We start from the raw sequence: 24513 nt of genomic DNA on the forward strand, positions 1-24513 counted from the left end.
AGAGGGGTTAGGACCAATTGATCCTAACCCCTCTTATCGGGTGCTGTATGTGATTGGCATAACGCAAAGGCTTATTGCCCGGCATACGTATACCTCCACTTTCGTTCGCGCAAATGTCAGATTTTTTTCATAAGTACTTCAATTGTATCGTATGCTGGCGCGCAGTCAAGTGATATGTTGTCACGGCGGCTTACCTATTTCCATAAAATCGGGCTTAGTCCATTTTTCCAAACTGGGCAAGTGTCGTTTCCCTGTACGGGATGAATGTCATACCATGTACTGTGTGATTTCACCAGAAAGGACGTGTTCCATTCCGTGGAAAAGCGACGTAAAGTCCCGCCGAGCATGGCGCCAATGCCTCCCGCGCACCCGCGAAGGCCAAAGGAAATGCCGAAAGAAATGCCGAAGCAAATGCCGAAAGAAATGCCGAAGCAAATACCGAAAGAAATGCCGAAGCCTCCATCAATGATGCCGTCGCCGAATATGCCGTCCCCAAACATGCCTTCTCCAAACATGCCATCGCCCAATGTGTCACCGAACGTACCGTCACCGAACGTACCATCCCCAAACGTGCCATCGCCAAACCTGTCGCCGAATGTGCCGTCGCCTGAGAAGCCGAAACCGGTGAAGCCTATGCGCCCGATACCTAAGCGGCCCGTACTTCCAGCCCCCAACGAATCCATACAGAAGCCGAACCGGATGCCTGCCAACCCGATGCCGCCCAAAATGCCTGCCAACCCGATCGCACCGAAGCCCATGCTCCCGAACCGGAAGCCCGTTCAGCCGGTACCGCCGAATGCCGGTATGCCCAACAGACCTAACGTATCTCCAAATATGCCAAACAGGGGAATGCCAAACGTGTCTCCAAACATGCCGAACAGGGGAATGCCAAACGTGTCGCCCAATATGCCGAACCGGAGAATGCCGAACCTCTCACCCAACATGCCGAACCGGAGAATGCCAAACGCATCGCCAAATATGCCGAACCGAAGAATGCCAAACGCATCGCCCAATATGCCGAGCCGGAGAATGCCGAACGTGTCGCCCAATATGCCGAGCCGGAGAATGCCGAACGCATCCCCCAACATGCCATACCATAAAATGCCGAACGCATCCCCCAATATGCCGCACAGAAAATGGCACGATGTCTCGCCAAATATGCCCCACATGATGCCGAACAAAAAGGCGCCACATACATCGCCAAATGCTATGCCGCCCAAAGGACATGCGGGAGTGGACATCGAACTGTACCTGTTCAAATTCCAATTCCACATGGACCGGATGCAATACTACCATCACAAATGCGAGCAGCATCGGGATAACCGCAGGAAGTACAACGAATACCGCAAGCACTACAAGCATCATCAGCGCAGGATGAAGCATTACCACGACCGCTGCAAGGGATGGGAGCACAAGATCAGCAGCTCGTTCAGTCGAGGATCTTCCTCTTTCAGTACCGGATCGTCCTCGTATAGCCACAGATTTTCCTCGAGCGGTGATGGATACGGCTGCGATTGCGGCTGTTCCTATTAAGCATACGCAAAAGACGCCAGTTGCGAGCGGGCGTCTTTTGTCCATTTTTGCAAAAGCCATTAGGACTGTGCCAATGCCTCAGCATCTACACCGCGCTTTCCAAGCTCTCTGCGCAATGTCAAAAGTGCATCGTCCTTGTTTTTGCATTCGAGCATGACATCGACGTTGTAAGGGGATAAACTCTCCACAATATGGACAAAGTCGTCCGGGTCGATATTGTCGGCATGGGAACGGAATTCCTTTTCCGACCTGGGCGATGACATATGAAACTTGGGTGTGCGGTCCCCCCATGTCCGAATGATGCGCGGCAAGTAATCGATCCAGTTTTCTCCTTCGGAATGGCAGCGGTGGTGGTGAATGTCGAGAACCATCGGGATGCCGATTCGCTCGCATAGTTCCAGCACATCCACCATCGTGAAAGACGTGTCATCGTTTTCGACGACCAGCCTCCTTTTCACCGTATCAGGGAGCCGCTCGAAGTTTTGGGCGAAACGGTCCAGCGCTGCCGCTTTGTCGCCCGAAATCCCGCCGACGTGCGTGACCAGCACGGAGTTGTCATCCAGCCCGAACAGATCGAAGACGCGGGAATGAAAGCGAAAGTCTTCGATCGTCGACTGGACCACGTTTGGCTTGTCGCTGTTTAAGATGCTGAAATGGCCTGGATGGGACGTCATGCGAATGCCGTGCTTGCGGATAAACTCACCGGCCTTTTGGAAGTCCCAGGAAAATTCGCTTGCCCAATCCCAGCCCTCTGCGACGGGATGGGTCGCAAGCGGCACGAATTCAGATGGAAGCCGATATAAAAAGATGCGATTCTCCACATTGTAGGCGAGGATGTCCATCAAATTGAAGAAGTTGGTTTGCAAAATTTGCCGGAGCTTTTTTAACCGGGCTTCCGAATCCAATTTGTTCAACTGAGCGACGGTTGTTTTCTTGTTGGGGTTGTTTTTCGTGTTTACGCTGATGCAGGCATAGCCCAAACGAATCAAGGCGCTCACTCCCTTTCGCGTAATCGTGGTTTTAGTATCCCCGGCTTGCCGACAGATCGCTTCACGAAAAGTTCCCAAGGAAAGAGGCGGGAGAAGGGACAAATGAAGTCCCGAACTTCTTGTCAGATGATAACAAAAGGGATAAGATAGGGGAATATTGCCAACATTCAAGTGGGAAGGGCTCGGTTAAAAGGGAGAGTGCCATGAACACACTTAGTCATTCTTACAATCTTACCCTCGTTTTTTTCTCTTATGCACTCGCAGTATCGGCCTCCTACACGGCACTGAATTTGAGCGGACGTATCCATGAATCGCAAAGCAGGAGCCGCCTGCTTTGGTTGTGTACGGGCGCAGTATCGATGGGACTGGGCATCTGGGCGATGCACTTTGTCGCCATGCTCGCTCTGCATTTGCCTATCCGGGTTCAATACCATCTCGGTATGGTCATCTTGTCGATCCTGTTTGCCATTATCGCTTCCGGCATTGCGCTTTGGGCCATCAGCAAAAGGACGATGTCGTGGAGAAGGCTGGTGCTGGGGGCATTGTGCATGGGAATTGGAATCGCTTCCATGCACTATACCGGGATGGCTGCCATGCAGATGAATGCTGCCATTCGGTACGACTGGTTCTGGTTTTCCGTGTCCATCGCCGTTGCGATCGGCGTATCTGTCGTCGCTCTCCTGTTGACGTTTCGCCTACGGCATGCAAACAGCTTCAGGGAGATGGGACTGAAAATGGCGGCAGGGCTGGTGATGGGGGCAGCGGTTGCCGGCATGCACTACACCGGGATGTACGCCACCACCTTTATCGGCCATGAGCATGTGGCAGCGGAAGAGGGAGCGTGGTCGGCCGCCCCGATCTGGATCGCCTATGCCGTCGGTGCAGTGACGCTTCTCATCCTGGGAGTGACGCTGCTATCGATGTACATGGACAAGCTGTTCAAAGGAAATACATGGCGAATGATGGAAAGCGACGAACGCTATCAGTCGCTCTTCGAAAACAACTACGACGCCGTCTTCTTTTACACGCTCGATGGCGAAGAAAGCGTCCTGAACCCGGCCGCCAAGCGATTGACCGGTGCGGACAGACTCTCGCTGGAAGCGATGATGGGCATGTGCGATGCGAAAGACCGTGAGAACCTGGCTGCTCGCTTTGCGGAAGCGGTTGACGGAAGAGCTCAGACGTACGAGGCTGCATTGATCGCGATGGGCCGCCACGTGCATTTGAACCTGACCAATGTCCCCGTTTTTGTCGACCAGCAAGTCGCCGGCGTTTTTATGATCGCACGGGACGTAACGGAGCAAAAGCAGACCGAGGAGCGGATCCAATACCTCGCCTTTCACGATGCGTTGACCGGGCTGCCGAACCGCAGATACGTAGAGGAAACGCTGGATGCCATGATCGACGAGGCCAGACGGATGGGCACAGTCGTCTACGTCATGTTTCTCGACCTGGATCGTTTCAAACTCGTCAACGACTCGCTCGGGCACGACTACGGCGATTTGCTGCTCAAGGAAGCAGCGATGCGTCTGGTCAGCGGTATCGGAAATCGCGGTGTAGTGAGCAGGCTCGGCGGGGACGAATTCATGGTGATACTGGCTGAGACCTCTGAGCAGTCTGTGCTTGAAATCGCTGACTTGCTCAATCGGACAATCGAGCAGCCATTCTTGATCAACGGGCACGAGCTTTACATCACAACGAGCATCGGAATTTCCCGCTATCCGCAAGATGGAGAGGATCGCCACGGTTTGATGAAGACAGCGGATACCGCCATGTATTCTGCCAAGGAGCGGGGAAAGAACAGCTACCATATGTACGCTCCCGACCTCCAGCAGGCGACAGCCGATAAAATGTTCATCCAAAATGAGCTGAACCGCGCGCTTGCTTTAGGGGAGTTTACACTCTATTACCAACCGCAGGTCAGTCTGAAGGATGGCTCGGTAGTAGGCATGGAGGCGCTCATTCGCTGGAATCATCCGGAGCGGGGTGTGATGTTCCCCGATCAATTCATTAAGGTGGCCGAGGAAACCGGTTTAATCGTGCCGATCGGCGAATGGGTACTGCGTGAGGCGTGCCGTCAAAACAGAGAGTGGCAAAACCTCGGCCTCCCTCCGCTGCGCGTCGCGGTCAATCTGTCTGCCCGTCAGTTTTTGAAGAAAGACTTTACCCAATCCGTTGCGGAGATTCTCGAGCAGTCGGGGCTCGAACCGCGCTACCTGGAGCTGGAGGTAACCGAAAGTACGATGATCGATGTTCATCGAGCCAGCAATACGCTTGCGGAACTGAAGGAGCTCGGCGTTCATATCGCCATCGATGACTTTGGCACAGGGTACAGCTCCTTATCCTATCTCAAGGAGTTTCCGCTCCATCGATTGAAGATTGACCGCTCGTTCGTCCGCGACATGAAGGGAAGCCCCAGCAATCGGGCGATTGTTCAGGCGATTATCGCCATGGCCCACCACTTGCAGCTCCATGTGATCGCAGAAGGCGTGGAGACGAGCGAAGAACTTGCTTTCTTGCAGGAGCATTTGTGCGAAGAGGTACAGGGCTATCTCTTCAGCAAGCCTTTGCCGCTTGCGGAAAGTACCTCGTTCATCCGGCAGCAAAACGAAAAAGTCAGCTGAAACGACAATAATCTAAAGCGCAGGGAAGCGATCCTGCGCTTTTTATGTTGCGAGCTCTCCGCGTCACAGCTCGACGTTTATTCACGTGGTCTAGCTGCTTATTTCATACGTACAATGTACTAGACTTGCTGCCTTGGCCACGTGAACGATCCGGGAGGAAAGGAGGGGGTATGAATGCTTTGGCTGGGATTGCTGTTGGTGCTGGTGACCATCGGGGTAGCCGTCGCCATTGGCTATCGGGCGAATGAAAGCGTGCGCCGCTTTCAGGAAGGCGACCACGAAAGCTTCATCGGTTCGAAAGCGAATTCGTGAACAAAGGGGGGATAGCGGATGCACGACAAAGAAAATCAACTGCTGGAGGACAAAAGGGATCTCAACAAGTTCGGCTATGCGCAAGAGCTTCTGCGGGATATGGGCGGGTTTTCCAACTTTGCGATTTCCTTCTCCATCATCTCGATTTTGACGGGAGCCGTTTCGCTGTACGGCCATGGTCTGTTGTACGGGGGACCCGGCATGATGGGCTTCGGCTGGACGATCGTCGCCCTGTTTGTGATTCTGATTGCCGCCTCGATGGCGGAGCTCGCCTCGGCGATTCCGACGGCGGGAGCCCTGTATCACTGGGCGGCGGTACTGGGGAGCAAACGGTGGGGCTGGTACACGGCCTGGATCAATCTGATCGGCCAAATCGGGATCGTCGCAGGAATCGACTACTCGTTTTCCCTCTTTGCGGATCCACTGCTGGCGAGTGCTTTCGGCTACACGTCGACTGAAACGACCACGTTGATCCTGTTTGGCGTCACGTTGCTTCTGCACGGGATATTCAATCACATCGGCATTCGGCTGGTGGCCCGACTCAATGATTTTTCCGCGTGGTATCACATCGGCGTCGTGGTGATCCTCGTTGGCAGCCTGGTTTTCTTTTCTCGCCACGACCTTCAGCCGCTCGACTACCTGTTCCAGGTCGGGCAGACGTTCTCGGACAAACCATACGCGCTCGCCTTTTTGATCGGACTGCTGCAGGCCCAGTGGACGTTTACCGGCTACGACGCTTCCGCACACACGATCGAAGAGACGATCAATCCTCGGGTGCGCGCTGCTTGGGGAATTTTTACTTCTGTGGCCTTTTCCTTTATCTTCGGGTTTATCATGCTCGCCTTTGTGACGTTGTCCATCACGGATGCGGAGGCGGCCAGCGGGGCGCAAAACGCGTTCATTTACGTCATCAGCGAGGCGCTGGGCGGTACATTCGGTTCGGTCGTCCTGTGGCTGGTGACCTTTGCGATGTGGTTTTGCGGACTGGCGTCCATTACCTCGTTTTCGCGGATGCTGTACGCGTTTTCCCGTGACAAAGGCATGCCGTGGAGCCGCCATTGGGCGGAAATTTCCACCAAGTACCGGACGCCTGCCAAAGCGATCTGGCTCGTCATCATCCTTTCTTTTGCGCTGGCTTTGTTTGATTACATCGTGAAAACCGTCAATCCCAACACCACCTACACGACGCTCGCCTTTCTCACGGCGGTAAGCGTCGTCGGACTCTACGTCGCTTACGGTATTCCGCTCTACCTGAAGCTGCGGGCGGAGGCGCGGGGGCTCTTTCGGCGCAAGCATTACGGACCGTGGAATTTGGGCAGCTGGAGCAAAACGATCAATGTGCTGAGTCTGATCTGGATCGTCTTCATCTCGATCATGATGGTCATTCCGCCGAACGAAACAGCCGGCTACGCCCTGATCGCCATGTTTGTCCTGCTTCTTGTCATGGATCTGGCCTATTACAAAAAGCACTTCCCGGGACCGCAAGCGGCACTTGGCAATTCCGAAGAGGAGATTCGCATGCAGGAAGAGAAGTTTCGAAACCCATGAAAGCCGAACAGTTATAGTCGGAAAGCTCTCTGCACAAGGCGGAGGGCTTTTTTGCATAGGGAGAGGGGAGGGCCGGGGAAGCTACGAACAATACTAGGCGTTTCGAGAAAGGGGCTTTTGGAGGATGTGGAAGGCTAAACAAGCAGCGGTGACGGCAATTGCAGCCAGTTGTCTCTTGTTTTTGCCTGTGATAAGCGGCCTTTCGCTGCCAAGCTTGTACGCGCAGGAAACGGGGAATCGGTACGCCGTCGCCGGCATTACGGATCCCGATCAGTTCGAGGCATTCTACGCAAAGCTGCAAAAGTGGGTGAACAGAGAAAACAAGGCTGCCGTGGCTCGAAACGTTCAGTATCCGCTGAGGGTGAACAAAGACGGGCAAAGCCGCTTCGTGACGGATGAAAAGCAGTTTATCGCCGAATACGAGGAAATCATGACGGAAAGGGTCAGGCTGGCTTTGGAGCATCAGCCTGCGAGTGAGACTTTCGTGAACTATCAGGGAGTCATGGTAGGAAGCGGGGAGATCTGGCTTAGGCAAAGTCAGGGCAAGTTTTACATTGTCGCGATCAATCCATAGGGGATGGCAGGACCAGTCATCAGTACGATGAACTGGTTTTCGTCTGTGAAAGGCCATGTTTTCCCGTAATCAAAATGATTTTACCATTCATAAAGTTTGTTTAGCGTGGACAGAATCAGTGGAATTGACTAAAATGTCTTATAAATCCGAAAAAAAGAGAGGAGAATCAAACGGATTTGTCCTCCTGGAATGGACATTTGTCATTTGCCTGAAAACATGATATATTCACCAAAGGTTATTATTTTTAATGATAGTTAAATTTTGAGGCAGCTTTGCGAAAAGGAGAGGTTTTAGATGAGTTGGGATCCACAAGCATTGGCAGCAGAAGTCGCTGAGCAAGTGGTCGCATGGCGCCGCTATCTGCACCAAAATCCGGAGCTCTCGTTTCAAGAGAACAAGACCTCCCAGTACATTTACGAGACATTGACTTCCTTTGGAAACCTGGAAATCACCCGTCCGACCCCGACGAGCGTAGTAGCGAGACTGATCGGCGCACAGCCAGGGCCCGTGCTCGGCATCCGTGCGGATATTGACGCCTTGCCGATTCAGGAGGAAAATCAGGTGCCATATGCGTCCAGCGAGCCTGGCGTCATGCACGCATGCGGCCATGACGGGCACACGGCGATGCTCTTGGGGACAGCGAAGATCCTATCCCGGTTCAAAGACCGGATCAAGGGCGAAGTGCGGTTCTTCTTCCAGCACGCGGAAGAGCTGCCGCCTGGGGGCGCGGCAGAAATTGTAAAGGCCGGTGCGGCGGACGGAATGGATTCGATTATCGGCATCCATCTGGCTTCGTACATGCCTGTTGGCAAATTCGGCGTTCTTTACGGAGCGCTCACGTCTTCCACAGACCGGTTCGACATCACGGTCCAGGGCAAAGGCGGGCATTCCTCCCAGCCTGAGCTGACAGTCGATCCGATCGTGATCGGCGCCCAGATCGTCACTCATTTGCAGCAGATCGTGTCGCGCAATGTAAGCGCGCTGGACAAGCTGGTCATTTCCGTCACGATGCTGAATGCCGGCACCGCCTACAACATCATTCCGGATACCCTGACCATCACGGGCTCTACCCGCTGTTTCGATGCGGAAATCCGCAAACAGATCCCCGTGTGGATCGAACGAATCGTCAAGGGGATCACGGAGGCCCACGGCGCTTCCTACGAGTTTACCTACTCACTCGGATACTCTTCGGTCGTCAACGACGAAAAAGTGACGAAGCTGATGGAAGACACCATTCGCGAGCGGTGGGGAGACGAAGACATCATGTACATCGATCCGCTGATGCCGGGAGAGGACTTCTCCGCCTATTTGGAAAAGGCACCAGGCTGCTTCATCCAACTGGGGGCAGGCAATCCGGAAAAAGGCTTCACATACCCGCACCACCATCCTCGCTTCGACTTCGACGAAGACTGTCTCGTCCGGGGAGTGGAGCTGTTCATCCGTGCGGCTGAAAAAGTGGTTATGAAATAAAAATTCGGGAACGAACAAACGGGGGGAGCATCATGACGGAGCAACGCGTTAATGTGTTCAAGCTGCACTTCATTGTACTCATTCTGGTCATGCTGACTGAGTTTATCGGCACGCGAAAAATCAACATCGGCATCGGGGTCATTGCCTTGTTCCCAATGCTGTATGCATTGGTGCTTGGCGGCTTTATCAGCTGGCCCAAATTCAAGTGGCTGAAAGAAAAAGAGATGAACGCCGCGGCGAACATCCTGGGCTTGTCGTTCCTGCTCTTCATCTGCAAGCTGGGGGCAAACATCGGTCCCGAGCTTCCGAAGCTGATGGGGTCTGGCGTTTCACTCTTGTTCCAGGAGGTCGGCCACATCGTAGGGACGATCATCCTCGGATTGCCGGTAGCCTTGCTGATTGGGCTCAAGCGCGAGTCGATCGGCGCGACCTATTCCTTGGACCGTGAACCAAACCTCGCTATCATCGTGGACAAATTCGGAGCGAACTCCGCCGAGGCGCGCGGGGCCTTGGGCGTATACATCTGCGGAACGCTGTTCGGCGCGATCTACATGTCGATCCTCGCCAGCCTTTTGGGCAGCAGCGGGCTGTTCCATCCGATTTCCCTCGCGATGGGGGCAGCCGTCGGATCGGGCAGCATGATGGCAGCAGCGACAGGCTCTCTCGCCGTCATTTTTCCGGAAGCGACAAAAGACATCGCCTTCTATTCCGGTGCAGCCAACCTGATGATGAGCATTATCGGCACGTACGTATGTATCTTTGTATCCCTCCCGCTTACCCAGCGCCTGTACCAATGGCTGGAGCCGGTGATCGGAAAGAAGAGCAAGAACAGCTATGAAGGAGGGCACCAGGCATGAACCAAATCCTGACGATAGTACTCATCGGTGCCATCGCGCTACTGGGCAACTGGATCGGTTATCACGTGCCGCCGGCGGAATCCGTGCCAGGCATTCTGCTGCTGGTGGTCATCACCTTGATCGCCATGGGCTTTACCCGAATCCTGCCGTTCAAGTCTCCGGCCATCGTCTGGATCTCGCTGTTCGCGATGATCGCGACCTCTCCGTTCTTTCCGGGCAACGCCTACACGGCGGCCGCAATCGGTAAAATCAACCTGCTGGCTCTGGCTACGCCGATTCTCGCATACGCCGGATTGTCGCTGGGAAAAGACATTCATCTATTCAAGCAGCTGAGCTGGCGAATCGTCTTGGTGTCCCTGGTCGTGTTCACGGGTACTTTCCTCTTTGCTACGTTGTTTGCCGAAATCATTTTCAAGATTCAAGGGAAGTTTTAATCGAGAGCGCATGAACGAAAACCTCCGTGGGCGACTTTTTCCCATGGAGGTTTTTCACATGGTACAAAAGAATTGATCGATCAGGAAATGACGGGTATACTCGTAATAATCAGAACATTTAGGGATCATAGAGAAAAACGGGAGTGGAGAAACCATGATTATCGATGTGAAAAACATTACGTGGCAACGAGACGAGACGACGATCCTGGACGGAATCGACTGGCAAGTAAAAGAAGGAGAGCACTGGTGCCTCGTCGGCTTGAACGGGTCGGGAAAAACGAGTCTGCTAAAAATCATTAGCGGGTACACCTGGCCGACCAAGGGCGAGGTCAGCGTCCTCGACAATCTGTACGGGACCGTAGACCTGCGTGAAGTGCGCAAATCGATCGGTTGGGTGAGCACGGCTCTGATGGCGCAGCTGCACGAGCACGAATCGGCATACCGCATCATTTTGAGCGGACGCGAAGCCACCATCGGGCTGTATACGGCTCCGAGCGAAGAAGATAAGCAGACAGCTCAGGAGCTTCTGGAGATGTTCGGTTGTGTGGCCCTGAAAGATCGTCCCTATGGAGCCCTGTCGCAAGGGGAACGCCAAAAGGTACTGATCGCGCGTGCCCTCATGGCAAAGCCTCGGCTGCTGATTTTGGACGAGCCATGTACGGGGCTCGACCTGTTGTCTCGCGAGCAGCTCCTGGCGATGATCGAGAAAATCGCCAAACAGCCGGGCGGACCAGCGCTTGTCTACGTTACCCACCATATCGAGGAAATTTTGCCCTGCTTCACCCACACCTTGCTTTTAAAGGCTGGCAAGGTCGACCAGGCAGGTGAGACGGCAGAAGTGCTGACGGCAGACAGACTGACGCGCTTCTTCGGTGTCAGCGTAAACATTCACCGCTCTGGGGGGCGGGTCTGGATCAGCCTAGGGGAAGAAGCAGTGGTGCGATAAGTTTGGCGGCTGAAAGCACGCTCGTGTATGATTGTGTATAATAACAATAGGAACAGTATCTGGGAGGAGAGGAGAGATGGAGGCATGACCAATGTGGTTGCACCGATCGCAGACTCCACCTGGGCGATCATCACCTATGAAGAAGCGTGGAAAAGCTACATCAATAGCTATGTGATCAAACAAGGTGACACGTTCGTGTTAATCGATTCCCAATTGCGAAAGAATCGGGCCTTTTTTCAAAAATCGCTTGAGGACATCGGAGTCAAACCCGACAAAATCGAGTACGTCTACTTCACGCATCGCCACCCTGATCATATCGGCAATGCCGACTTGTTTCCATCCCGGAACAACTGGATTCATTTGGACGACTACTACGAACTGGACGATTTCTCCCAGACCTTGTTCGGCCACACGTTTACCGGCAGCGGAGGGGATGTTCCTTCGCTGCGGTTCCGCCAACTTTCCTACCATACGGAAGGGTCTGTCGCGCTGTTCGATCCGCAAACGAAGGTGTGCTTCACAGGCGACCATCTCTGTTTTCCCGATTCCGAGCTGGGCAGCATCGTAGGGGAGGAGCCCGAGGTTCGCGATGCGTACAAACAATACATTCTCCTCTGGAAGACGAAAGAGCCTGAGCGCGCGATCGAATACGCGGAAGGGCTGGAGATCCTGCTTGACTGGCCGATCGAAGTGCTGGCGACCGGGCATGGACCGATTTTGAAAGGCGATGTCGTGTCTTTCATCCAAGAGATCATTGCTCTCGTCCGCAGTTGATCCGAGAAAAAAGACTTGTGCCGACTAGGGCACAAGTCTTTTTTACGTGACGCGACATTGCTACTCTTTAGCTTTCTTGTCTACGAGAGCCGGATCAAGGATCTGGACGTTGTATTTTTTGCGGAGATCTTCCAGCCATTTTTCAATGTTGGACCTTCTGTTTTTGTCTTTCACTTTTTCTACGATTTCCGGACGTGCCTGCTCCAGCGTCTGCTTCTCGTACTTTTCTTTGTATTTCTCGTAGTACGCCTTGATCTGGTCTTCTGTGACTGGAAACGCTTTGTCGAGCATTTTGTCGCGCAGCAGAATGAGTCGGCTCTTTTCGCGGAGCTCCTTCTCATCCATTTTTTTGGCATCCAGATACTCCTGGAATTTTTCAGGCGTCTTCAATTTTTCCTTGATCGGGTTGATGAGCTTGTCCAGTTCCTCGTCGCTTACGGTTACGCCCTGCGCTGCTGCTTCCAATTTGAAGAGCTCGGCAGTCACCAGCTGTGACGTTTCGGCAGCGCCCTCTTTTTTCTTGAGTGCGTCATACAGTTGAGATTGGGTAATGGTGATATTGCCAACCTTCGCCACCGCTGCATCAGTCGATTGCTCCTTCGCTTGCGAGACGCCGATGACAGCAAGGCCGAGAATTAATACGGATACAGTAAGGACGGATAAATCAAATTTTTTCATAGATGGACCCTCTCTTTCTTGCATATCTGCTAAACAGTATAGGTAGAAGATACGGGAGAAAAATGTAATGCGCTCCTACAAGAATTCCACATTTGCAAGGGGATTGTGGAAGACATGGAAAAGCCGCACAGCCAAAACGAATGTGCGGCTTGTGGGTGTGTTGCCATCTTTCGTTATCCGGCTTGCGTGGATGCTTTTTGCCATTCTTCCAATCGCTTCTCCAATTCAGAATGATTCAGATGGAGAAAAGCGTTGGAGGATTTGCTCATCAGCTGTCGCAGGTGGGCGAGTGCGCGCTCGTAGTTTCCTTTGGCCGCTTCGATCTCGGCGAGACAGAACAGCTTCCATTCGCGGGCCGAACGCTTGGTAGCGATCAGTTGATAAGCCTCGATGGCGCTTTCCACTTCTCCCAGACGAGCGTGGGAGCAGGCGATGACCGCAAGTGAATCGGTCATGCCCTGATCGCGCTGATAGATGCGGAAAGCGACTTCCAATGCTTCGCTGTATCGGCCGGACGAATAGTACACGATGGCCAGATTGTAAAACAAGTAGTGAATCATCGCCTGGTTGAACAAGGTAGGCTGATCCTTGCACACATGAATGCCCTGAACGATGAACTTTTCCGCCAGATCGTAGTTGCCGGTCATGATTTCATGGGTGGATTTATCCAGCATCGCTACTGCGCGCGAACGGTTCTTCCGATAGGAGGCTTCCAGCCAGCTCAGCCTCACTTCCAGACGTCGTTTGAACAGGTTGGCCATATATTGAAAGCGGAAAGGCCAGTGCAGTCGAACAAACATGACCAAGAGAACGACTGCCGCCCCCGCCAACGTTGATGTCAGATTCAGATTCAAGTACTCCACGCAGTTGACACCCTTTCTTCCCTGCTTCTACTCATCCATCTTAGCACAGAACCTGTTCGCGTGACAGAGCAACGCCTTTTATTTCGTCAGAGAAAGAGTGCCGAGCTGGCGTCCTCCTTCTATTTTCTGAGCGGCTACGCGGCCTTCGGAAACGGTGTACAGCGTGTCGTTGATGGTAAGAATGCGGTTGATGTTGTGTTGGCTCGCATACCAGCCGTCTCCCGATTTTTTCCTTTCGTCCTCGCTGAGATGGGTGATTTTGCTGGTCAGCGTAAAGCCTGACTCCAAGTTCAGATGATAGACGTACGCCCCTTGGAAGGTGAACGTGCCGTATTCGCGAATATCGCCTCCGGACTTTTGCCTGTCTGTCCGTTCGTAGACGGTCACGGGGAAGGCGAGCAGCTCTTTTTCCTTGGAAAAAAGGAGTGCTTTATGGTTGCTCAAGAGCTCCGAGTCCGTCCCGCGATCTCCAATGACGGTTTTGAACGCTTCCTTCGGATGTTGGACGTCCGTCACGTCGAAGAGGGCGATTTTCATTCCCTGGTAGTAGGCCATGTCTTTATCCGACTCGGCTTCCTTGCCGAAGCCAATAATGTGCGTTTCGTCGTACGGATGCAGGTAGTCGCTGTATCCGGGTATCTTCAGTGCTCCGAGAATCGCAGGAGCTTTCGGTTGCGCCAGATCGATGACGAACAGCGGGTCGACTTTTTTGAAGGTCACCATATAGGCGCGGTCGCCCATGAAGCGGACGGAGTAGATGCGCTCCCCCGGCGCGACGTTTTCCAGCTTCCCGACAGTCTCCAGCTTGTCGTTCAGCACGTACAGGTTGTTTTTGGATGTATGCTCATCGGTGCGCCAGATGTCCCCGCTGGTTGTCGCCATTCGCAAGTAGCCGTCGTGCTCGTCGAGGGAAAACTGGTTCAAGACGGTCCCAGGAACGGTGCCTTTCCCGGAGAACGCAAGCGTGCCGCCCTTCATTGCGAAGCGGTAGACGGTCGTCTTGGACTTATCGGCCACAGGCAGAAGGGCAGGTGCCGCCGGTTGCTTGACCGGCTGGGAAGCGGTCCTCACTGCTTCGTGCTCGGTCACTGCTACGTACAGGTGGTCCGGGGTAGCGTAAATGTTTTCGCCGGCGCCCAAATATGTGTGAAGGGACATTTTTTGCTGAGGACGATCCAGATTGACGCCGGCCACCAGCAAGTAATCAGGCTGGATTCTCTCCGGGAAGTACTGGATGTCTCCGTACGGCACATTCTGGTACGTATCGCCCTGCGCACTATCCCGGTAGAGCGGACCCGGCAGTTCCTCCTTGCCTTCGAGGATGCGGTACGCGTCCACGTATTGATTCGCGGTGATGTACAGATTCGCGCCGATTTTGCGAGAGGACAGGTACTGGCCTTCCACATCGAGCTGCCGGATCAAGCGAGGGTTGGCCTTGTCGGATGTGTCGTAAATCATCGCTTTTACGGTTTGCTGCTCGCGGATGTAGGGAACTCTCCACTTGGCGGAAGTCTGCGGAGCAGCCTTGATCGACTCGTGCGCCTGGCCGATGACGATCAGTCGACTCGCATCCACGTACAGCTCCAGAGGCGAAAAGAGTCCGTCTGCATAGGTGATGCGACTGGCGACCCGCATGCGGTCGGCTGGATAGGCCTGGATGATGCGCACTTCCTGAGGTGTCGCTTGGTACAGGTATGAGCCGTCTGTCTTGACGATGTCTGCCTCATCAACGCCCGCTACCTGTGTATTCGTCCTGGAGAAGTCTGCCGAGGCGCCTGGTGCTGCACCTGCCATGCTGGACTGCGGGGCGGCGGCCTGTTTTTCGACGACGGCCGACTCCATGATGCCCGCATATCCGCCTCGTCCTTGTTCTTGCCACTTTGTCTCCAGCAGCTTCTTGAGCTGGCTATACGAGCCTACAGTCGGCAAACCGTCATCGCCGGCTGCCGCTACTTCTTCTTCGCTCAGCGCGCCCGAACCCGCAAATAGCGGAGTGAATGCGAGCGTAAGCACGGTCGCGACGAGCAGCAAGGACCATCTCTTCTTCATAAATTTCCCCCTTTATACGTTCGGACAACGGTATGGTCACCTGATTATAGGACGGATGGTTGCGGCAAATGTTTCACACTTCTTCGGTCACAACCTACGGACAGCCAAGAGAGCGTATGCTATAATAGTAGGCGGTTTAGGATACCAAACACACCACTTCTCAAAAGGGGCGTCATAGATGGAAAACTTGTACCAAAGCATCCTCGAGCTGATCACGGATACGTCCACCAACCTGCCGCCTGACGTGCGCCGCGCCGTCAACGCTGCAAAACAAAAAGAAGATTTGGGCACTCGCGCTGCGCTTTCCTTGTCTACGATTGCGCAAAACGTAGTGATGGCAGAAGAGAACGTTTCTCCGATCTGCCAAGATACCGGCATGCCGACGTTTGAAGTGAAGACGCCAGTCGGTGTCAACCAACTGATCATCAAAAAAGCGATCAAGGAAGCAATCGCAGAAGCGACCAAAACAGGCAAGTTGCGGTCCAACTCCGTAGATTCCTTGACCGGAGCAAACACTGGGGACAACCTCGGACCAGGTACTCCCGTCATTCACTTTGAGCAGTGGGAAGAAGACGAGATCGAAATCAAGCTGATCCTCAAGGGCGGCGGATGTGAAAACAAAAACATTCAATACTCGCTTCCTTGTGAGCTCGAGGGCCTCGGAAAAGTAGGCCGCAACCTGGATGGCGTGCGCAAGTGCATCCTGCATGCGGTATATCAAGCGCAAGGTCAAGGCTGCTCCGCAGGCTTCATCGGCGTGGGCATCGGGGGAGACCGCACATCCGGCTATGCGCTGGCGAAGCATCAGCTGTTCCGCCGCGTGGACGACGTGAATCCGATTCCGGAACTGGCCGAGCTGGAAAACTACATCATGGAAACCGCGAACCAGCTGGGAATCGGAACCATGGGCTTCGGCGGAAATGCGACACTGCTCGGCTGTAAGATCGGAGCAGAAAACCGCCTGCCAGCCAGCTTCTTCGTTTCCGTAGCGTATAACTGCTGGGCATTCCGCCGCCAGGGCGTCCGCCTCAATCCGGAAACAGGCGAAATCATCCGCTATCTGTACAAAGATGAGAAAGTGGAAATGGACCTGACTCCGGCAGCGGCTGCAGAAGAAAAAACCGAGCGTCGGGAAGTCGTCCTGCAAGCGCCGATTTCTGAAGAGCAGATCCGCAGCCTGAAAGTAGGCGATGTGGTTATCATCAACGGCGAAATGCACACAGGCCGCGATGCTTTGCACAGCTACCTGATGGAAAACGATTGCCCGGTCGATCTGAACGGCGGAATCATCTATCACTGTGGTCCGGTCATGCTCAAAGACGAAGCGGGCGAGTGGCATGTGAAAGCGGCAGGTCCGACGACCTCCATCCGCGAGGAGCCTTACCAAGGCGAGATCATCAAAAAGTTCGGTATCCGCGCTGTCATCGGAAAAGGCGGTATGGGTGCGAAGACGCTGAAAGCTCTGCAAGAGCACGGGGCCGTCTACCTCAATGCAATCGGGGGAGCCGCGCAATACTATGCTGAATGCTTGGAAAAAGTAGAAGGTGTGGACTTCATGGAATTCGGTATTCCGGAAGCGATGTGGCACCTGCGCGTGAAAGGCTTCGCCGCGATCGTCACGATGGATTCGCATGGCAACAGCTTGCACGCGGATGTAGAGAAATCTTCGCTGGAAAAATTGGCGCAATTTGCTGCACCGGTATTTAAATAAGAAGATTGGAAACCCTCCGGCACTTGATGTGTCGGAGGGTTTTCGTTTGGGCATGGTAGGAAAGCCTGGCATTTCGCAAGGGGGCACGGCGTTTAACCTGGGTGTTTGACTATTCTTGCAAAAATGGGTATTGGTTTAGGGTCGCCGGGCGCGGCAGGGAATAGGCTAGTAGCGAAACATATCCCATAAGGAGTGATCCTAACGTGAACTATGTAGTCCGTGCGGGGGACACACTGAACAGCATCGCTGCCCGGTTTGGCGTATCGGTCCAGGAACTGATCCGCGTCAATAATATCGCTTACCCGTATTACATCTACGTCGGGCAGACCATCTACATCCCGACAGCTACCACCCCAACTCCGACTCCACCGCCCATGAGCGACTTCGACCGTCGTCTGACGAGGGCCGAATACCGGATCGATGCGCTGCGCGACGACTATACCAAGCTGGATGACCGCGTAGACAGGCTAGAGACCAGAATCGGCAGACTGGAGACACGCGTCAACAATCTGGAGCGGCCCTATCCGACGTCGGCACCTCGCCCACGTCCGGCGACAACTCCGACTCCTCGTCCCACCACGCCTCCGCGTTCGTAAAGAAGGTGCGATAATTTTTCTCGTCTGGCCATTTCCTCCACAGGCTCTGCTGCATAGGTTGATAGGAGAGAATCAAGAGGAGGTGCGGCCATGTTCGGGCTCAATGGGAAAGTTGTGCGCCATCATTTCAATGGTGTCTACGGGAAAGTAGTGCAGATCCGGGAGCTGGTGGAAGTCCTGGATACCGTATTCGATTCCTTTCACAAAGTAAATACCATCAGCAAGACCATGCTTGGACCGCGCAAACCGAGCGCCAAAAAGCTGGACCGACTTCGCTGACGGAGCAAACGAAGAGAACCCCGCTGCCTTTGGCAATAGGCAACGGGGTTCTTTCATCAAGCCGATAAAAAACGAAGCATCAGGTTTTTGGATTCGAACGGTTCTGCACGGCCTGCATGCCCATTTTGATCATTTCTTTGACCATGCTGCCGCCGAGGCGTCCGCCGATGCGGCCGGCATCATGAGAACTGAGCTGCCCATTGTAGCCGTCCGACAGCGGGACATGCAGTTCGCGAGCGACTTCATACTTCGCCTGATCCGGATCAGTGACATCCGCGACTCGCGCCTTCAGCGCATCCAGACCTGTGCGGGCATTCGGGACCAAAGGGCGCCTTCTTCTGCTCATTTTGATCACCTCTGTCCCTTATCATGCCCGTTTAGACCAATGCCTTGCGCAAGGTGAAGTCCGTTTCCGGATAGTAGGTATTGGCAACGAGCAAATTGGGGCCGGCGCATTTGGCAGCCGGACAATGGCAATTGATGGTTTGATTCAGCGGGTGGTTTTGCCACGCCGCGAACATCGTCTCCAGGCGATCGGTCCGGATGTTGCCGAGCGGTTCGACATCGCCGAAATCGGTCACGATCACGTCGCCGGTAAAGATGTTGACGTTGAGGCGATTGCGGCCGTCCGGATCGTTGCGTGTCGTTACATTTTTGGATTCGCGCAGGCGCAGGATCAGCTCGCGGTCCGCTTCATGCGGACTGCATGCGAAGAACGGCAAGGTGCCGAACAGCATCCAAAGCTCGTCGTTGCGGATGTCGAGCATCCGGTGAATGGCGGCGCGCAGCTCTTCCAGCGTGAGTACGTCCAGATCGCGGGCAAAGTCGCTCGCGTACATCGGATGCACTTCGTGGCGGCGGGCACCCATCTCCTGAATCTGCTGGTGCAGTGTCGCAAGCTTTGGCCAAGTCCGATGGTTCAGCATCGTTTCGGCAGAGACGAAGACCCCCGCATCCGCCAATTTTCGCGCATTGTCCATGATGCCGTGAAACAAGGCTTCCGCCTGCTTGATTGAAACCGACTGTCTGCCTTTTGCGTAAACAATATCATGGAATTCTTCAGGGGTAGACCAGTTCCATGAAATGTGCATGACGTCTATGTAGGGCAAAATCAGTTCGTAGCGCGAAAACGGCATGGTCATGTTGGAATTGATTTGCGTCCGCAGTCCGCGTTCGGCGGCGTACCGGAGTATCGGCAGAATCACTTCTTTGACCGTACGCTCGCTGTACATCGGTTCGCCGCCTGTTATACTGAGGGTAGTGAGATCGCTCGCTTCGTCCATCCGACGCAGGAGCAGATCGACGGGAAGTGCAGGATCGTCCTTGTAACGCAATGTATCGCCTACCGCGCAATGCTCGCAGCGGAGATTGCACAGGTTCGTTACGGTAAATTCGACGCTGGTCAGCTTGTATGCTGGCGGTGTCGCACCTGTCAGCGGCTCCCATGGGTCTTGCTTAGGTGTGATGGGTGTAGTCGGAACCATTCGGATCAATGGTGGAAACCTCCTTCAATTACGCGTACATCCTAACCATTATAACGACATTCGGGCGGAAGGAGAATAGCTAACGATGATTATGGGCATGTCTTTTAGTCGGGGAGTGTTTTTTCACGACCGCAATGTCCTGGCATGCGCGGAAGTGAAAGATGGCGTCATCCATATATGGGCGGAAAAAATCACACTGCGAACGATCGGAAAGCTCTGGTACCGAATTTTTTTCTCTTTTCCCTGGTATTATCAGTTGTTTCATCTGCTTCTGGCCGGTTTTGCCATAGCGGCTTTGGCCGTTCCTTCTCTGGCAATAATCGACCCCATGTGGATTGCAGTCTACATAGGAGGGTTTCACTTCGTCTTCCCGAAGGTCATGAAAAAGTTTCACGGAGCAGAGCATAAAGTATTTAGCTATCCCGGAAGGAAAACGCTGGACGCCTTGGGGGAAATCGCGAAGGCCGATATCGTCAACGCAGGGTGTTCGACCAACCTGGTGGTCTGGTTTTTCATCGGGTTCTTGCTGGCTGTCTTATTCCTCCCGCTTGAGTGGAGTGTTGCTTGCGGCGTGGCAGGGTTGCTTGCGGGGATGCTTGGAGACCGGTACTTGCGCAAATATTGCGGGTTTGCCTACAGGCTTTCGGCATTTTTCCAAAAACATTTCACGACAAAGGAGCCTGACCGGCTGCATCTGGAGACGGCGATCCGTTCGTACATGCTATTCGAGCACATGCGCGAGATGGAGCGTCGGGTGGCGTGACAGGAATAGCAAAAGAGGAGAGGGCGGACCCCTCTCCTTTGTTTTTTGTCGTCAGGATGAACGTTATTTGCCGATGTGCCGTACGACTTTCGGTTCTCTGTCCAACAGCTGCCTCAGGCTTTGCAGATTGACGAGAATAATTCCCGAAAGGATCGTGATCCCCCCAGCCAATGAAAGCAACGACAACGGCTCGCCGTAAAATGCCACCCCGAGGCACAAGGAAATCAACGGGGAGATGTACAGCCAGGTGGATGGAAAGACTGGACCTGCCTTGGCGACAAGCCAGTAAAAAATCGTGTGTCCCATCATCGAGCCGACGAAAATCAAGTACAAAAGCGAGAGAGAGGATCGCGGATCGGCAAACATCGATCCGATGTGCACGTTCTCGGTGAACAGCGACACGATCAGCAGCAGCAGCCCGCCATGCACCATTTGCGCGGCATTCAAAGCGATCGGAGAGGTATCCTGGAAGTGTTGGATGACGTGCCGGGAGTACACAGCCCCGACGGCGTAAAACAGCTCCCCGACCACAACCGCCAGGCATCCGAGCACCCACCATTTGTCGTACGTGATCGTCAGACCGGGCAAAACCAGCAGGATGACCCCGAGCAAGCCGATGAGGCAGCCGGCCAATGTGGTTCCGGAAAGCGAAAGACGGGTGACCCGCGACTGGATGAGCATGATCATCAGCGGGCCTGTCGCCGACAAGACAGCGGCAATCCCGGAGCTTACGTATTGTTCAGCCCAGTACAGGGCGGCGAATACTCCGAAGGTCAAGCCGATCCCCGTCAAAAACATTTCTTTTCGTAAAAGAAGCGAAAGCCGCGCCTTTTTCGTGCAAACCATCCACCCGAGCAAGATCACACCCGCCAGAAAAAAGCGGATCCCGGCGGAGAAAAAGGGGGTGGCTCCGGCATCGATTCCGATTTTGATGGCCAAAAACGTCGTCCCGAAGATCAAGCACATCACGATATAATTGAACAGTACCATGTCTATTCCTCCTTTTCCCTATCATAAGCGGGGAGGAATAGAACAGATGTGATCGAACAGAACAGATAAGGATCGCGCTCTCGTATGATAAGGGGACGGAAGGAGGGAGCCTGCATGAAACGACAAGTGCTTGCCAGCGAACAATCCGAAAAGCTCTTCGAACAAATCTGCGACTACTTGTTGGAGAGGATCAGACGAGGCGAATGGAAACCGCATGAGAAGCTGCCCTCTGTACGCGCTTTGGCAGCACAGTTTCAGGTCCATCGGCTGACTGTCTTTAAAGCGTATCAGTTGCTCAAACAAAATGGAAACGTGTACGTCAAGGACAAATCGGGTTATTTCGTACAACCCGGCAACAAATGGTCCATGGGGGCCGATCACGATCCGATCGTGTCCGCCTACGTGCAGGAAAGCCATCTATCGGAAATTCACCAGGTGCAGGCGGCGTACCAATTTTCCAAGGCGTTGCTCGACCCGAACCTCCTGCCCAATCTGTACTTTTCCGAGTACGTCAAAAAGGTGTTCGATCTGTATCCGAAAGTGCTGGGCACGTATTCCACGACGCAAGGGGATGAGGAGCTGAGGGAGGCTCTGTGCCGCTATTTTACGGAGGAGTACCGCTTCTATCTGTCTCCGGAGGAATTGCTGATCTCATCCGGTTCGCAGGAAGCCATCGACTTGATCGCGAGGGTTCTGGTCAAGCCAAGAGACGCCGTGCTCATCGAAAGGCCTACGTACAGCCCTGCCATTGATGTCTTTCGCAGGGAGGGTGCAGCGATCGTTCCGGTCGAGATCGGGCGGGACGGTTATGACCTGGGCGAGGTGGAACGGCTGATGAAAACACACAAGCCGCGCCTGTTTTATCTCAATCCGACTTTTCACAATCCGACGGGTTATACCGTGCCGGCCGAGCAGCGCAAGCGCCTTGCGGAAATCGCCCAGGAGTACCAGTGCCTGCTGATAGAGGATGACCCGTACCGCGATATTTACTTTGGGGAGAAGCCGCCGTTGCCGATTTTTTCCTATGATACCTCAGGGACTGTCATTTACATCCGCAGCTTCAGCAAATATGTCGGGCCCGGCTTGGGGATCGCCACCGTGGCATGCCGTCCCTCCATCATGAAGCTGTTGATCCGGGCAAAGTCACTCGCGGACAGCGGCACTCCGCTGCTCAATCAAAAAATCTTTCTGCATTACTTCTTTTCCAGTCGGATGCAGCAGCATTTGGAGAAGCTGCGAATCGCTCTTTCGGTTCGCAAGGAGATCATGGAAGAAGGACTGTCTGATACCGACTGGCAATGGTCCAGCCCGCAAGGAGGCTTTAATTTGTGGGTGAGGCTGCCTGAATCGGTGCGCATGGACTTTTTGCTCGCCAAAAGCATCGAGCAATCCATCACGTTTGTCCCCGGATCGATTTGCGACCCGCAAAGGGAGCTGGATTCGTGGATGAGGGTGAGCTATTCCTTCCTGAACGAACAGCAACTGCGGGATGGAATCAAAAGGCTTGTTGGTGTGTACCGGGAGCTTCCGCAATCGTGCGACGCTTGACTCTTTTTCTCATTTTGACTCGGGAACGATAGACAAGGAAAGGCCGGGAAACCGTGTTCAGGTTGGCTTCCCGGCCTTTTTGGCGCGGCGAAATTCACGTCTGGAAAGCGGTTATTGGCCAGGTGAGGGAATTTTTTCAAATAATTAGTTGCAATACCATCCTATTTGGCGTATCCTGCTATTAGTTGCAAATACATCCTATTTAGGAGGGAGTAAATTGAGCGAGCGTGTGAGGCAAAAGGACGAGAGAGCAACGGAATCGCACGGGCAATACATCTCAGCTATCTATCGACACATGCAGGTGTTGATCTCTGCCGAGCTGGCGCCTTACCGAATCGGAAGCGGACAGTACATTTATTTGATGGCGATTGCCTTCCAGCAGCCAATCACGCAGAAGGCCCTGAGCGAGAAGCTGCTGATCGACAAGACGACCACAGCCAAGGCCATTGCCAAATTGGAGGCGGAGGGATACGTGCGCAGAGAAGCCGACCCTGCCGACAACCGCTATCAGCTGCTCTATTTGACCGAAGCGGGGCGCGAGGTGGTGCCGAAGGTCCAGGAAGCGCTGGGCCGGGTCAAGAGCAAAACGCGGAAAGGAATTTCCGATCAGGAGTACGACTTGCTGCTTGACCTTTTGAAGACTGTGCTTCGAAATCTGACCGAGCAGGAGGAGATGGGCGTATGAGCGAGTACGTAGGAGCTGGCTTGACCGAAGAGCTGTTGTCCTGGTCTGGTGTTGAGATGCACCCTCATCGGTTTGGAGGGGTCGAATTTCAGTTGAATGGCCGTGAGATTGGGCATCTTCACGGCAACCGCCTGTTTGACATACTCTTGCCAAAATCCGAACGTGACCGCTGGATTGGGGATGGGAAGGCAAAACCCCATCACATCTACCCTGATTCCGGATGGGTGTCCGTGTACCTGGAGACGGAGAAAGAAGTAGCGCATGCCATTGAAATTGCCCGCTCGAAATACGATCAGTTGAACCGGGGGAGGAAGTAAGAGATGATTGCCTATCCATTCATCGCAGTGGAGAACTGCAAGGAAGAAATCAAGTACTATCAGGGAGTCTTCGGCGGCGAGGTTGAGATTTTGCGCAAGCAGGGAGAAGAGGTGTTCAATGCGGACCTGCATGTAGGCGGGGCGACCCTCAAGTTTGCGGATACGAAAGCGGCAAAGCCGGCAGCAAAAGGCGATTACGTGAGAGTTTTCCTGAGGATCGAAACGGAGGCAGCGTTTCGCAAGATCTACGGAGAATTTGCGGCTGAAGGGACGATCAATACAGAGGTATACGAAGCTCCGTTCAACGGTCTTTTGGCAATCGTCACGGACCGCAATGGCGTCTGCTGGGTGCTGTCTTATTATCGTGTGTAATGAGACGATCATTAAAAAATCATGTGCATTCTGAAGATGTCTGTTGTATCCTAAACCGTATGACAATTTTGACCATTCATGTGCGAGTGCAGGTGGATGAGAGTTGGAGCAGAGGAG

27 protein-coding genes are annotated in these 24513 nt (G+C 53.9%); 18 read left to right on the top strand and 9 right to left on the bottom strand.

The window, feature by feature from the left end; genetic code table 11:
* Nucleotides 1-194 precede the first annotated feature (194 nt).
* Entirely contained in the window at nucleotides 195-737 is a 543-nt protein-coding gene (locus RGB73_RS11805) for a hypothetical protein (RefSeq protein ID WP_310772160.1), read from the bottom strand.
* 42 nt (nucleotides 738-779) lie between these two features.
* Nucleotides 780-1181, bottom strand: coding sequence for a hypothetical protein (locus RGB73_RS11810; protein ID WP_310772163.1), 402 nt, complete (start codon nucleotides 1179-1181; stop codon nucleotides 780-782).
* A gap of 52 nt (nucleotides 1182-1233) precedes the next feature.
* Between RGB73_RS11810 and RGB73_RS11815 the strand changes: the two genes are divergently transcribed.
* On the top strand, nucleotides 1234-1533 hold the full coding sequence (locus RGB73_RS11815; RefSeq protein WP_310772166.1) for a hypothetical protein: 300 nt from the start codon (nucleotides 1234-1236) through the stop codon (nucleotides 1531-1533).
* Between the two features lie 59 nt (nucleotides 1534-1592).
* Here RGB73_RS11815 and uvsE read toward each other — a convergent pair whose 3' ends face one another.
* Nucleotides 1593-2522 (bottom strand): UV DNA damage repair endonuclease UvsE, encoded by a 930-nt coding sequence (gene uvsE / locus RGB73_RS11820; protein ID WP_310772169.1) that lies wholly within the window; start codon nucleotides 2520-2522, stop codon nucleotides 1593-1595.
* 203 nt (nucleotides 2523-2725) lie between these two features.
* Between uvsE and RGB73_RS11825 the strand changes: the two genes are divergently transcribed.
* The 9 genes from RGB73_RS11825 (at nucleotide 2726) to RGB73_RS11865 (ending at nucleotide 12061) form a co-directional block, all read left to right on the top strand.
* Nucleotides 2726-5146 carry an EAL domain-containing protein gene (locus tag RGB73_RS11825; protein WP_310772172.1) on the top strand — a complete coding sequence of 807 codons (2421 nt, stop codon included), beginning with the start codon at nucleotides 2726-2728 and terminating at the stop codon, nucleotides 5144-5146.
* Between the two features lie 174 nt (nucleotides 5147-5320).
* Complete coding sequence (locus RGB73_RS11830; protein ID WP_310772175.1) at nucleotides 5321-5458, top strand: hypothetical protein; 138 nt, start codon at nucleotides 5321-5323, stop codon at nucleotides 5456-5458.
* An 18-nt stretch (nucleotides 5459-5476) separates the two neighbouring features.
* Nucleotides 5477-7006 carry an amino acid permease gene (locus RGB73_RS11835; RefSeq protein WP_310772178.1) on the top strand — a complete coding sequence of 510 codons (1530 nt, stop codon included), beginning with the start codon at nucleotides 5477-5479 and terminating at the stop codon, nucleotides 7004-7006.
* Nucleotides 7007-7130: 124 nt separating this feature from the next.
* The gene (locus RGB73_RS11840) at nucleotides 7131-7580 is read left to right on the top strand and encodes a hypothetical protein (RefSeq protein ID WP_310772181.1); all 450 of its coding nucleotides are present in this window, start codon (nucleotides 7131-7133) and stop codon (nucleotides 7578-7580) included.
* Nucleotides 7581-7874: 294 nt separating this feature from the next.
* On the top strand, nucleotides 7875-9050 hold the full coding sequence (locus tag RGB73_RS11845; RefSeq protein WP_310772185.1) for a M20 family metallopeptidase: 1176 nt from the start codon (nucleotides 7875-7877) through the stop codon (nucleotides 9048-9050).
* Nucleotides 9051-9082: 32 nt separating this feature from the next.
* A complete protein-coding gene (locus tag RGB73_RS11850) occupies nucleotides 9083-9907 on the top strand; it encodes a DUF3100 domain-containing protein (RefSeq protein WP_310772188.1) in 825 nt (274 codons plus the stop codon).
* Nucleotides 9904-10341 (top strand): hypothetical protein, encoded by a 438-nt coding sequence (locus RGB73_RS11855; protein ID WP_310772191.1) that lies wholly within the window; start codon nucleotides 9904-9906, stop codon nucleotides 10339-10341. Before RGB73_RS11850 ends, RGB73_RS11855 begins: the two co-directional genes overlap by 4 nt.
* A gap of 154 nt (nucleotides 10342-10495) precedes the next feature.
* On the top strand, nucleotides 10496-11287 hold the full coding sequence (locus RGB73_RS11860) for an ABC transporter ATP-binding protein (RefSeq protein ID WP_310772194.1): 792 nt from the start codon (nucleotides 10496-10498) through the stop codon (nucleotides 11285-11287).
* An 84-nt stretch (nucleotides 11288-11371) separates the two neighbouring features.
* Nucleotides 11372-12061, top strand: a complete 690-nt coding sequence (locus RGB73_RS11865) for an MBL fold metallo-hydrolase (protein WP_310772197.1) — start codon at nucleotides 11372-11374, stop codon at nucleotides 12059-12061.
* Between the two features lie 60 nt (nucleotides 12062-12121).
* Here the strand turns inward: RGB73_RS11865 and RGB73_RS11870 are convergent, their stop codons facing one another.
* From RGB73_RS11870 to RGB73_RS11880, 3 genes are all read right to left on the bottom strand, one after another.
* Entirely contained in the window at nucleotides 12122-12739 is a 618-nt protein-coding gene (locus RGB73_RS11870) for a SurA N-terminal domain-containing protein (RefSeq protein WP_310772200.1), read from the bottom strand.
* Nucleotides 12740-12912: 173 nt separating this feature from the next.
* The gene (locus RGB73_RS11875) at nucleotides 12913-13602 is read right to left on the bottom strand and encodes a tetratricopeptide repeat protein (protein WP_310772203.1); all 690 of its coding nucleotides are present in this window, start codon (nucleotides 13600-13602) and stop codon (nucleotides 12913-12915) included.
* 78 nt (nucleotides 13603-13680) lie between these two features.
* Nucleotides 13681-15651, bottom strand: coding sequence for a beta-propeller domain-containing protein (locus RGB73_RS11880; protein ID WP_310772206.1), 1971 nt, complete (start codon nucleotides 15649-15651; stop codon nucleotides 13681-13683).
* A gap of 178 nt (nucleotides 15652-15829) precedes the next feature.
* On the opposite strand from RGB73_RS11880, the gene RGB73_RS11885 reads away from it, so the two are divergent.
* The 3 genes from RGB73_RS11885 to RGB73_RS11895 all read left to right on the top strand — a co-directional run bounded on the left by RGB73_RS11885 (nucleotide 15830) and on the right by RGB73_RS11895 (nucleotide 18237).
* The gene (locus tag RGB73_RS11885; RefSeq protein ID WP_310772209.1) at nucleotides 15830-17362 is read left to right on the top strand and encodes a fumarate hydratase; all 1533 of its coding nucleotides are present in this window, start codon (nucleotides 15830-15832) and stop codon (nucleotides 17360-17362) included.
* 203 nt (nucleotides 17363-17565) lie between these two features.
* Nucleotides 17566-17958 carry a LysM peptidoglycan-binding domain-containing protein gene (locus RGB73_RS11890; RefSeq protein ID WP_310772211.1) on the top strand — a complete coding sequence of 131 codons (393 nt, stop codon included), beginning with the start codon at nucleotides 17566-17568 and terminating at the stop codon, nucleotides 17956-17958.
* A 90-nt stretch (nucleotides 17959-18048) separates the two neighbouring features.
* Entirely contained in the window at nucleotides 18049-18237 is a 189-nt protein-coding gene (locus RGB73_RS11895) for a hypothetical protein (protein WP_310772214.1), read from the top strand.
* Nucleotides 18238-18316: 79 nt separating this feature from the next.
* On the opposite strand, the gene RGB73_RS11900 is transcribed toward RGB73_RS11895, so the two are convergent.
* On the bottom strand, nucleotides 18317-18583 hold the full coding sequence (locus tag RGB73_RS11900) for an alpha/beta-type small acid-soluble spore protein (RefSeq protein ID WP_310772217.1): 267 nt from the start codon (nucleotides 18581-18583) through the stop codon (nucleotides 18317-18319).
* A gap of 31 nt (nucleotides 18584-18614) precedes the next feature.
* Nucleotides 18615-19730: a radical SAM/CxCxxxxC motif protein YfkAB gene (yfkAB, locus tag RGB73_RS11905; protein ID WP_310772220.1), complete on the bottom strand. Its 1116-nt coding sequence runs from the start codon at nucleotides 19728-19730 to the stop codon at nucleotides 18615-18617.
* Nucleotides 19731-19806: 76 nt separating this feature from the next.
* Between yfkAB and RGB73_RS11910 the strand changes: the two genes are divergently transcribed.
* On the top strand, nucleotides 19807-20484 hold the full coding sequence (locus RGB73_RS11910) for a DUF1385 domain-containing protein (RefSeq protein ID WP_310772221.1): 678 nt from the start codon (nucleotides 19807-19809) through the stop codon (nucleotides 20482-20484).
* A gap of 63 nt (nucleotides 20485-20547) precedes the next feature.
* On the opposite strand, the gene RGB73_RS11915 is transcribed toward RGB73_RS11910, so the two are convergent.
* On the bottom strand, nucleotides 20548-21474 hold the full coding sequence (locus RGB73_RS11915; protein WP_310772223.1) for a DMT family transporter: 927 nt from the start codon (nucleotides 21472-21474) through the stop codon (nucleotides 20548-20550).
* A gap of 114 nt (nucleotides 21475-21588) precedes the next feature.
* Here RGB73_RS11915 and RGB73_RS11920 point away from each other — a divergent pair, with 114 nt between their 5' ends.
* The 4 genes from RGB73_RS11920 (at nucleotide 21589) to RGB73_RS11935 (ending at nucleotide 24396) form a co-directional block, all read left to right on the top strand.
* Nucleotides 21589-23022 (top strand): aminotransferase-like domain-containing protein, encoded by a 1434-nt coding sequence (locus RGB73_RS11920; protein WP_310772226.1) that lies wholly within the window; start codon nucleotides 21589-21591, stop codon nucleotides 23020-23022.
* Nucleotides 23023-23239: 217 nt separating this feature from the next.
* Nucleotides 23240-23707 (top strand): MarR family winged helix-turn-helix transcriptional regulator, encoded by a 468-nt coding sequence (locus RGB73_RS11925; protein ID WP_310772229.1) that lies wholly within the window; start codon nucleotides 23240-23242, stop codon nucleotides 23705-23707.
* Complete coding sequence (locus RGB73_RS11930) at nucleotides 23704-24024, top strand: luciferase domain-containing protein (RefSeq protein ID WP_310772232.1); 321 nt, start codon at nucleotides 23704-23706, stop codon at nucleotides 24022-24024. Before RGB73_RS11925 ends, RGB73_RS11930 begins: the two co-directional genes overlap by 4 nt.
* Nucleotides 24025-24027: 3 nt before the next feature.
* Nucleotides 24028-24396, top strand: coding sequence for a VOC family protein (locus RGB73_RS11935; RefSeq protein WP_310772235.1), 369 nt, complete (start codon nucleotides 24028-24030; stop codon nucleotides 24394-24396).
* Nucleotides 24397-24513: the final 117 nt, after the last annotated feature.

This window comes from Brevibacillus brevis (genome assembly GCF_031583145.1).
GTDB classification, from domain to species: Bacteria; Bacillota; Bacilli; order Brevibacillales; family Brevibacillaceae; genus Brevibacillus; species Brevibacillus brevis_E.